Below are 8,789 nucleotides of genomic sequence, written 5' to 3'. Positions count from 1 at the left end.
CCCGCCGGCCCGCAACCCGTGGGACCTGGCGTACACCGCCGGTGGTTCCAGCGGTGGCGCGGCGGCGGCCGTGGCCGCGGGCCTGGTGCCGGTGGCCCAAGGCTCCGACGGCGGCGGCTCGCTGCGCATCCCGGCGTCGCTGTGCGGCCTGATCGGCTACAAACCCAGCCGTGGCCTGGTCTCCGGCGGCCCACTCGGCTTCGGCGGCTTCGGTCTGCCGATCAGCGGCCCGATCGGGCGGACCGTCGCCGACGTGGCCGCGCTGCTCGACGTGCTGGCCGAGCCGGTGCCCGGCGAGCCGTACCTGCCGCCTGCGCCACCCGCGGGCGGTTACCTGGCCGCGGCGCGCGCCGCCGCGCCCGGGCGGCTGCGGATCGGCCGGTTCACCGCCGCGATGCTCGCCGACGAACCGGTCCACCCGGACTGCGTCGCCGCGGTGGACCGGGCCGCCGCAGTGCTCACCGCCGCCGGCCACGAGGTGGTCGAGGTGCCACCGCCGCTCGGCCCGCAGGTATGGCCGCTGTTCGAGATCGTCTGGTACGTCCTCGCGCTCGCGCCGGTGCCGCCCGAGCGGGAGGGCGAGCTGCTGCCGCTGACCCGGTTCCTGCGGTCCCGGGCCGCCGGGATCTCCGCCGGCACCCTCACCGCCACCCTGGGTGAGATCCAGGCCCAGGTGCGCCTCGGCGTCCGCCGCACGGCCGGCTGCGACCTGCTGCTCTGCCCGACCCTGGCGGCCCCGCAGGCCCCGGTCGGCTGGTTCACCCAGGGGCGCACCCCGGAGGAGGACTTCGACCGGCAACGCCGATTCTCCCCGTACTGCGCGGTTTTCAACGTCACGGGCGAACCATCCGTCTCGCTGCCGGTGGGGGTGACCGCCGAGGGGTTGCCGGTCGGGGTGTTGCTCACCGGCCGGTACGGCGACGACGCGAGACTGATCGCGACAGCTGCGCAGCTGGAGCGTTCAAGTGGCGGGTGGGATCGCCACCCCGCAGTCTGGCGCAGCGTGGGCTCCGCTAACGTGAGTGGCAGCGGAGTCGGGAGGTCGCCGCGGTGACCAGCCACCCGATCCGGTCGAAGGTCTCTCTTTCCGCCTGGGGGCGTTGGGATTGTCTGTAACCGACACGTTGCTGGTCTTCGTCGGCATCCCGGCGGCCGTTGTGCTGGTGATCGCCGGGCTCGTCTACGCGGGTAGCCGTGGCGGTGGCGGCGGTGCCAAGCGTTACCGGCCGGGCCGGCCGTTCAGCTTCACGCCAGTGTGGTTCCTGGGCCGGCCGGAGGAGTTGGCCGACTCGGCCGGCACCGCGCTGGCAGCGGGGGCACAGGCGCCGGCGCTGACCAGCCGCAAGCAGGAGCAGGCCGGCATCGAGGCGCCGGCCGGTGGAACCGGAGGCGCAAGTGACCGTTGGTGAGAAGCAGCCCGAGACCGGGACGGCTACTCCGCCCGACGTGCTCGACGGGCCGTTCTCGACCCGTCAGTTGCTGCGCATCGACGAGGCGCTCCGCCTGGCGGATCAGACGACCGGCCTGGACTTCTCGGTCTTCGTGGGCGGCCTCGACGAGCCGGTCCGGGAGCACGCCGAGCGGCTGCACCGGCAGCTCGCCGAGCCCGACCGCTCGGTGCTGATCGCGATCTCGCCGAACCAGCGGCAGCTCGAGATCGTCACCGGCAGGTACGCCCGCAAGCGTGTCCCGGACACGTACGCCAAGATCGCCGCGCTGTCGATGGTGGCGGCCTTCGGCGGTGGCGACCTGGCCGGCGGGGTCATCCAGGGCCTCGACCAGCTCTCCCGGTACGCCGGCAAGGGCTGACCACTTCCCGTACGACAGAGCCCGGCCCACCACCGAGTGGGCCGGGCTCTGTCGGGTCAGGGGTCAGGCGCTGCGGGCGTCCCTGATCCGGGCGGCGAGGGCCCGGACCACGCCGTCGCGGCCCTCAGCCACCAGCCGACGCAGCGGCGCCGGGTGACCCTCCTGTGCCAACCAGGCGTCGGTGGCCGCGACCGTGTCGTCCTCGACCAGATAGGCCGGGTACGCCAGCATCGCGAACTCCTGCGCCGGCTCGCTGTCCCGGCTGGACCAGACCTGCCCCACCGCGGTGAAGTACCGCTCCCGGTACGGCGCGATCAGCTCGACCTGGGCCGGGTGGCTGAAGCCCTGCAGCAGCGCCCGGTGCCGCCAGTTCGGCAGCGCCTCGGGGCCGGTCAGCTGGGCCCAGACCACCGCCTTGTTCTCCTCGGTCGGCACCAGCGCGTGCGCGTACGCGGCCTCCCGCTCGCCGCTGGCCGTCTTGTCGGTGGTCAGCTCGGCCTCGATCTCCGCCGCACCGGCCACCCCGTTGGCTACCAGCGCCTGCAGCACGCTCCACCGCAGCTCGGTGTCGATGGTCAGCCCGGTCGTCACCTCCGTCCCGTCCAGCCAGCCGCGCAGGACCGCCAGGTCCTCATCGGAGCGGGCCGCGGAGACGAACGCCCGGGCCCAGGCCAACTGGAAGCCGCTGCCCGGGTCGGCGGCGGCGAGGGCGGCCTTCGCGGTGCGGGCCAGCTCCGCCCACCCGGTCGGTGCCCAGGCGGGATCGGCGTAGAAGGTGAGCGCGCTGCTGGCCTGGCGCAGGGTCGCGGTGACCAGGTTGATGTCCGTCTCGGCGGGCAACCCGGCCAGCACCAGCGCCACGTAGTCGCGGGTGGCCAGTTCCGCGTCGCGGGTCATGTCCCACGCGGCGGTCCAGCACAGCGCCCGCGCCAGCGACGAGTCGAAGCCGGCGATGTGCTGCACCACCGTCGCCATCGACCGATCGTCCAGCCGCAGCTTGGCGTAGGTGAAGTCGTCGTCGTTGAGCAGCAGCACGTCGGCCGCGGGCACACCGGCGAGCTCGGTCAGCTCGGTCAGCTCACCGTCGATGTCGACGTCGTACCGCTGCCGGCGCACCAGCCGGCCGTCGGTGAGGTCGTACAGGCCCACGCCGATCCGGTGGGTACGCAGCGTCGGGTACCCCTCCGGGGCATCCTGGCGGACCAGCACCCGCTGGTACGCGCCGTCCGGGCCGATGGTCAGCTCCGGCCGCAGGGTGTTGACCTGCGCGGTCTCCAGCCACTGCGCGGCGAACGTACGCAGCTTGCGGCCGGAGGCGGTCTCCAACTCGGACAGCAGGTCGTCGAAGGTGGCGTTGCCCCAGGCGTGCCGGGCGAAGTAGGCCCGCAGCCCGGCCAGGAACGGCTCCTCGCCCACGTACGCGACCAGCTGCTTGAGCACGCTGGCGCCCTTGGCGTACGTGATGCCGTCGAAGTTGACCTCGACCGCCTCCAGGTCGGGCATCTCACAGTAGACCGGGTGGGTCGAGGAGAGCTGATCCTGCCGGTAGCCCCAGTTCTTCCGGATGGACAGGAACGTCGTCCACGCCTCGGTGAACCGGGTGGCGTGCGTGTTGCACCAGTGGCTGGCCCACTCGGCGAACGACTCGTTCAGCCACAGGTCGTTCCACCAGCGCATGGTGACCAGGTCGCCGAACCACATGTGCGCCAGCTCGTGCAGGATCGTGTTGGCCCGCTGCTCGTACTCGAAGTCCGTGACCTGCGAGCGGAACAGGTAGTGCGACTCGGCGTGCGTCACGCAGCCGAAGTTCTCCATCGCGCCGGCGTTGAAGTCCGGCACCCAGACCTGGTCGTACTTGGGCAGCGGGTAACGCACCTCGAACTGCTCGTGGAAGAAGTCGAAGCCCTGCGTGGTGACCAGGTTCAGGTCGTCGGAGTCGAGGTACTGCGCCATGCTGGCGCGACAGAAGTAACCCAGGTCGATGCCGTCGTGGGTGTACCGCACCTCGTGGTACGGCCCGGCGCACAGCGCGGTGATGTAGGTGCTCATCCGCGGTGATTCGGCGAAGTGGAGGGTCTTCAGGCCGTTGCCCGCCGCCTCCTCGCGCTCCACCGGCATGTTGGAGATCACCTTCCAGTGCTCCGGAACGGTGGCGTGCCAGGTGTAGACGCTCTTCAGGTCCGGCTGGTCGAAGCACGCGAAGGTCCGCTGCGCGTCCGCCGTCTCGAACTGGCTGTAGAGGTACGTCTCACCGTCCACCGGGTCGACCGTGCGGTGCAGGCCCTGCCCCGAGTTCGAGTACGCGAAGTCCGCGTCCACGACCAGCGTGTTCTCGCCGGCCAGCCCGGTCAGCGTCAGCCCCTTCGCCGCCGACCAGCCGGTCAGGTCGACCGGGTCGCCGTTGAGCGTCGCCGAGCGCACCGAGTCCGCCGCCACCTCGATGAACGTGCTCACGCCCGGCTCGGCGCATTTGAAGCGCACCTCGGTGGTCGATCGGTAGGTTCGGCCATCGGCCGCCTGGACGGCGCTGGACAGGTCCAGACTGATGTCGTACCCGGTCACGTCGAGCAGGCGGGCCCGCTCGGTCGCCTCGACCTGTGTCAGGTTGCGCACTCCCGGCACTGTTCGTCTCCATCCCACTCTCGCCGTACGCCGCGGCCGCGTCGTCCGTTGACCGTCCGTGACGGCCGGTCCGGTCGAGTCTTGCATGTGAGGGGACCCGGTGGTGGGCGAGGTCACGCGGTCGATCTTCGCCCGGCCAGCCCCCGGCGGAGTAAAGATCGGAGGTACGCCGGTTGTGTCGGCGTCACCGTTGCGAAGGGGCCTCACCGTGAACGAGCGTGTCGACGTCGACATGTTTTTTGATCCGATCTGCCCGTGGGCGTGGCTCACCTCCCGTTGGCTGCTGGAGGTGGAGCGGGTCCGCGAGGTCGACGTCCGGTTCCGCGTCATGAGCCTGTCCGTGCTCAACCAGGGCCGGCAACTGTCCGAGCAGTACCAGGAACTGATGCGGACCGGCTGGGGGCCGGTACGCGTCTGCATCGCCGTGCAGCAGCGGTACGGGTCGGACGCCCTCCGTACCCTCTACACCGCCCTCGGTACCCGGATCCACCTCGGCAAGGAGAAGCTCGGGCCGGAGTTGTACCGCGCCGCGCTGACCGACGCCGGGCTGGACCCGGCGCTGGCCGCCGCCGCCGAGGACACCGGTCTCGACGCGGCGCTGCGGGAGAGCCACGAGGCCGGCATGCGTCCGGTCGGCACCGAGGTCGGCACCCCCGTCGTCCACGCGCCCGGCCCGGACGGACGGCCGGTCGCCTTCTTCGGGCCGGTGGTCACCCCGGCGCCGAAGGGGGAGGCCGCGGGCCGGCTGTGGGACGGGGTTCTGCTGGTCGCCGGTACCCCCGGCTTCTTCGAACTCAAGCGCAGCCGCGACCTCGACCCCATCTTCGACTGAGGTGCAAGGAAGGGCCGGGCGGGCGTCACCGGCTACTTCACGGGCTCGTTTGACCGGGTGTCCGCAGCGATCCCGGCGGGCCGCATCCGTGCCCGCTGGCCGCAGTCCGCAGCTCGTGGAGGCAGCCAGATGGCCAAGCATCGTGCGTTCGGTGACGATCTCCAGAGTCGGGAGGAGAGCACCGGTGTGCTGACGTCCCGGCCGGACGGCGACCGGCGTTGGCCGGCTCCCCGCCGAGAGCGGTCGGGGAACACCGCCGGCGTGCTGGCTCGGCCGAGCGTGGTGGGTGTCGCCCGGGTACCGGCCACCTCGCGGTTGACCCCGCCCGGCCAGGAGACTCGTAACCAGGGACCGCGGGCGCTGCCCGCCGGTCGTCCCGCCGTGGTGCCGGCACCCGCCGGTCGGCACCGGCGGGCCGCCGAGCCCGAGTGTTGACCGGGGTCCTCCACCGCTGACAAGGGCCTCCCTCGATTCATCTGGTGGACGAGGTGTGGGTCCGGCGGCGATGCCAGGTCGGCCGCCGGTAGCGTGATCGGTCATGACGGTCGTGCACCCGATCACCCGGGCCTGGATCACCACTGGCGGCACCGGCGCGCAGAACTACGACGAGTTCGCCGACGACGCGGAGATCACCGCGATCATCGAGGCGAATCCGCACAGCGCCCTCGGCATCGAGATGCCCCACCGGGCACCGGAGAGCCTCGGTAAGTCCTTCGGCGACGCCCTGCCGGACGCGGTCAGCCGGCTCGCCGAGGCGAAGGCCGACGGCAGCTACACCCCGGCCGAGCAGGTGGTGGTGCTGTACCGGATCAGCGCGCCCGGCGAGCAGCCGGCGTACGGCCTGTTCGCCATGGTCGACACCGGCCAGATCTCCACCCGTGCCGACGAGCCGGGCCTGGTCATCCGCAACGAGGACGTCTTCATCGCCAAGGTGCGCGAGCGGGTCGCCCTGGCCGAGGCGTTGGGACACCTGCTCTCGCCCGTACTGCTGCTGCAGACCGGGCGGGGCGACGAGCTGCACGCCGCGCTCGCGGCGGCCGCCGACGCGGCCGGCGCGCCCGCCGCGACCGACACCGACCAGGCCGGGCGCACGCACGCCATCTGGCTGGTCGGGCCGGGCTCGCAGCAGCAGGAGCTGACCGCGCTGGCCGGCGGCGGTGAGCTGGTCGTCGCCGACGGCAACCACCGCAGCCTGGCCGCCCAGACCGGGTCCCTGCCCCGCTTCCTGGCGGTCGTCACGACGCCCGCCTCGGTGGCCATCCAGCCCTACAACCGCCTGGTCAGCGAGCTGACCACCACGCCGGAGGAGCTGCTCGACCGGCTCCGCGCGGCCGGCGCGCAGATCACCGGCGTGCACGGCCCGGTCGAGGTCCCGGCGGCCAGCGGCACCGTCGTGCTTCAACTCCCCGGCCAGGCGTACGCGGTGACGCTGCCGCACACCGGCGCGAGCCGGCTGGAGAACCTGGACCACGCCCTGGTCGAGCGGCTGCTGCTGCGCGACGCCCTCGGGCTGGACCCGGGTGACAAGCGGATCACCTACGTCGGCGGCGACTATCCGGCGAGCTGGCTGACCGGTGAGGTCGAGGCGGGGCGGGCCGAGTTGGCCATCCTCGTCGCGCCGGTGACCGTCGACGACTTCGTCGCGGTGAACCTCGCCCGGGAGAAGATGCCGCGCAAGAGCACCTGGTTCACCCCGAAGGCGCGCGGCGGGCTGGTGGTCGCCGAGCTGCCGGACCGCGGCTGACGTGGCGCCCGTCCCCCCGTACCGCCCCCACGGTGCGCTGCGGGACGGGCCTGACAGACTGCGCGGTATGCGCGTCTACCTGGGATCCGATCACGCCGGTTTCGAGCTGAAGGTTCACCTGGCCAACCACCTCGCCAAGGAGGGATACGAGGTGGTCGACGTCGGCCCGCACGCCTACGACCCGGACGACGACTACCCGGCCTTCTGCCTGCACGCCGGCACTCGGGTGGTGGCGGACCCGGGCAGCCTGGGCGTGGTCATCGGTGGCTCGGGCAACGGTGAGCAGATCGCCGCGAACAAGGTGGCCGGGGTGCGGGCGGCGCTGGCCTGGAGCGTGGAGACCGCCCAGCTGGGCCGGCAGCACAACGACGCCAACGTGGTCGCCGTCGGGGCCCGCCAGCACACCCTCGACGAGGCCACCGCCATCGTCGAGGCGTTCCTGACCACCGCCTTCTCCGGCAGCGAGCGGCACGCCCGCCGCATCGCCCAGGTGGCCGAGTACGAGCAGACCCAGCAGCTGCCCGAACTACCCTGACCCCTCCCGGCCCGGCTCACACCCCGGCTCGGGAACGATCCAGCATGATCACGCTCGATCCTGGATGGGGTGGCTTCGCCGTGCGCTTGAGGCCACTCGATCCAGGATCGAGCGTGATCTCCCTGCATGTTGCCGGCACCCCTTCGCGGGGTCCGTCGGGTCAGCGCCGGGGCAGCTCGTCGCGGGGGGTCCAGTTGCGCCGCACGATGACGATCCGCGCCGCCGCCGCGGCGAGATCCTCGTCGGTGGGGCGGGCAGCGTCCCGGGCCCGCATCGCCGCGGTCACGCTCACCTGTGACGAGCCGGAGCCGACCAGCCCGCGCAGCCCTCGCTCGCCCTCATCGGCGGCGCCGTTGCGCCGTCCGCGAGCCGGGTCACCGCCGTCGTGTACCCCCGCGGTGGTCGCGGTCGCGTCCACGTCCCCACTGCTGTCCTGCCCGCCGTGGTGCCGGTGCCGTCGCCGTCGTCGCCCCTCGTCCGCCACTCTCCGACCGTACCCCCGACCCACCTTCCCGCGTCCCTGCCTGCGCCGCCCCGATGCCCAGAAACGAGGCGCGGCGGCACGGGGGCGGCGCGGCGAGAGGGTTAGAAGATCTCCATGGCGGACGGGGCGCGGTGCCAGGTGAAGGCGGGTCCGGCTGCGGCGAGAGCACCGGGGCGCAACTCGCGCACCCGGCCGGCGTCGGCCAGTGCGGTCAGCTCGGCGCCGCCGAGGAACAGCTCGCCCAGGCAGCGTACGTCGCAGGCCAGGTCGGCCGGGCCGGTCGCCGGGGTGCAGGTGGCCGTCTTCGGCCCGCCGTGCAGCCGCCACCGGCCGGTGTTCTCCGGCAGCAGGTCGTCGGTCACCTCGATGACCACGTCGACGTCGGTGGCGTAGCGCCGGGCGGCGAGCGCGGCCGGTACGTCCACCACCCGTACCCACAGCGCGTCGACCAGCCGGGCGCCGAGCCGGCGCGGCTCGTTGACCAGCCGTAGCAGTGGCTCGTCAATCGCCGCCCGCAGGAAGGACAGCTGTCGGGTCAGGTCGATCGAGAGCAGCATCCGCCAGATCGCCCGGTACGCCGCGACGCTGGTCGCCACCACCTCGTCGACGCTGGTCAACCCCTTCGGGCCGGCGCCGTCCCACTCCCCCTTGGTGCGGAACAGGCCGTACCCGTCGACGCCGTCGGGACCCTCGTGCAGCACCACCCGCCGTTCGGTGGCGCCGCCGCGCTGCGACTCCGGGTCACCCAGCACGTACCGCCACC

At 72.6% G+C, this 8,789-nt stretch carries 10 protein-coding genes; 7 read left to right on the top strand and 3 right to left on the bottom strand.

Annotated features, from left to right (window positions below; translation table 11 throughout):
- From AB0M52_RS25915 to AB0M52_RS25905, 3 genes are all read left to right on the top strand, one after another.
- Nucleotides 1-1,054, top strand: a 1,054-nt coding sequence (locus AB0M52_RS25915; RefSeq protein ID WP_363958673.1) for an amidase, incomplete at its 5' end; no start/stop codon positions are given.
- A 70-nt stretch (nucleotides 1,055-1,124) separates the two neighbouring features.
- On the top strand, nucleotides 1,125-1,409 hold the full coding sequence (locus AB0M52_RS25910) for a hypothetical protein (protein WP_111213367.1): 285 nt from the start codon (nucleotides 1,125-1,127) through the stop codon (nucleotides 1,407-1,409).
- Nucleotides 1,396-1,809 carry a DUF5130 family protein gene (locus AB0M52_RS25905; RefSeq protein WP_363958670.1) on the top strand — a complete coding sequence of 138 codons (414 nt, stop codon included), beginning with the start codon at nucleotides 1,396-1,398 and terminating at the stop codon, nucleotides 1,807-1,809. Before AB0M52_RS25910 ends, AB0M52_RS25905 begins: the two co-directional genes overlap by 14 nt.
- 63 nt (nucleotides 1,810-1,872) lie before the next feature.
- On the opposite strand, the gene pepN is transcribed toward AB0M52_RS25905, so the two are convergent.
- A complete protein-coding gene (pepN, locus tag AB0M52_RS25900; protein ID WP_363958668.1) occupies nucleotides 1,873-4,422 on the bottom strand; it encodes an aminopeptidase N in 2,550 nt (849 codons plus the stop codon).
- Between the two features lie 217 nt (nucleotides 4,423-4,639).
- Between pepN and AB0M52_RS25895 the strand changes: the two genes are divergently transcribed.
- From AB0M52_RS25895 to AB0M52_RS25880, 4 genes are all read left to right on the top strand, one after another.
- Nucleotides 4,640-5,263, top strand: coding sequence for a DsbA family protein (locus AB0M52_RS25895; RefSeq protein ID WP_363958666.1), 624 nt, complete (start codon nucleotides 4,640-4,642; stop codon nucleotides 5,261-5,263).
- A gap of 129 nt (nucleotides 5,264-5,392) precedes the next feature.
- Nucleotides 5,393-5,698, top strand: coding sequence for a hypothetical protein (locus AB0M52_RS25890; RefSeq protein WP_363958663.1), 306 nt, complete (start codon nucleotides 5,393-5,395; stop codon nucleotides 5,696-5,698).
- A gap of 103 nt (nucleotides 5,699-5,801) precedes the next feature.
- Complete coding sequence (locus tag AB0M52_RS25885) at nucleotides 5,802-7,007, top strand: DUF1015 family protein (RefSeq protein ID WP_363958660.1); 1,206 nt, start codon at nucleotides 5,802-5,804, stop codon at nucleotides 7,005-7,007.
- Nucleotides 7,008-7,074: 67 nt separating this feature from the next.
- Nucleotides 7,075-7,542, top strand: coding sequence for a ribose-5-phosphate isomerase (locus AB0M52_RS25880; RefSeq protein ID WP_363958657.1), 468 nt, complete (start codon nucleotides 7,075-7,077; stop codon nucleotides 7,540-7,542).
- 160 nt (nucleotides 7,543-7,702) lie between these two features.
- Here the strand turns inward: AB0M52_RS25880 and AB0M52_RS25875 are convergent, their stop codons facing one another.
- Nucleotides 7,703-8,026 carry a hypothetical protein gene (locus AB0M52_RS25875; protein ID WP_363958654.1) on the bottom strand — a complete coding sequence of 108 codons (324 nt, stop codon included), beginning with the start codon at nucleotides 8,024-8,026 and terminating at the stop codon, nucleotides 7,703-7,705.
- Nucleotides 8,027-8,127: 101 nt separating this feature from the next.
- A partial coding sequence (locus AB0M52_RS25870; RefSeq protein ID WP_363958649.1) for a sterol carrier protein domain-containing protein occupies nucleotides 8,128-8,789 on the bottom strand: 662 nt, incomplete at its 5' end.

The sequence above is a fragment of the Micromonospora sp. NPDC051296 genome (assembly GCF_040682255.1).
GTDB lineage: Bacteria > Actinomycetota > Actinomycetes > Mycobacteriales > Micromonosporaceae > Micromonospora > Micromonospora craterilacus.
This window is presented reverse-complemented; position numbering and strand designations above follow the sequence as displayed.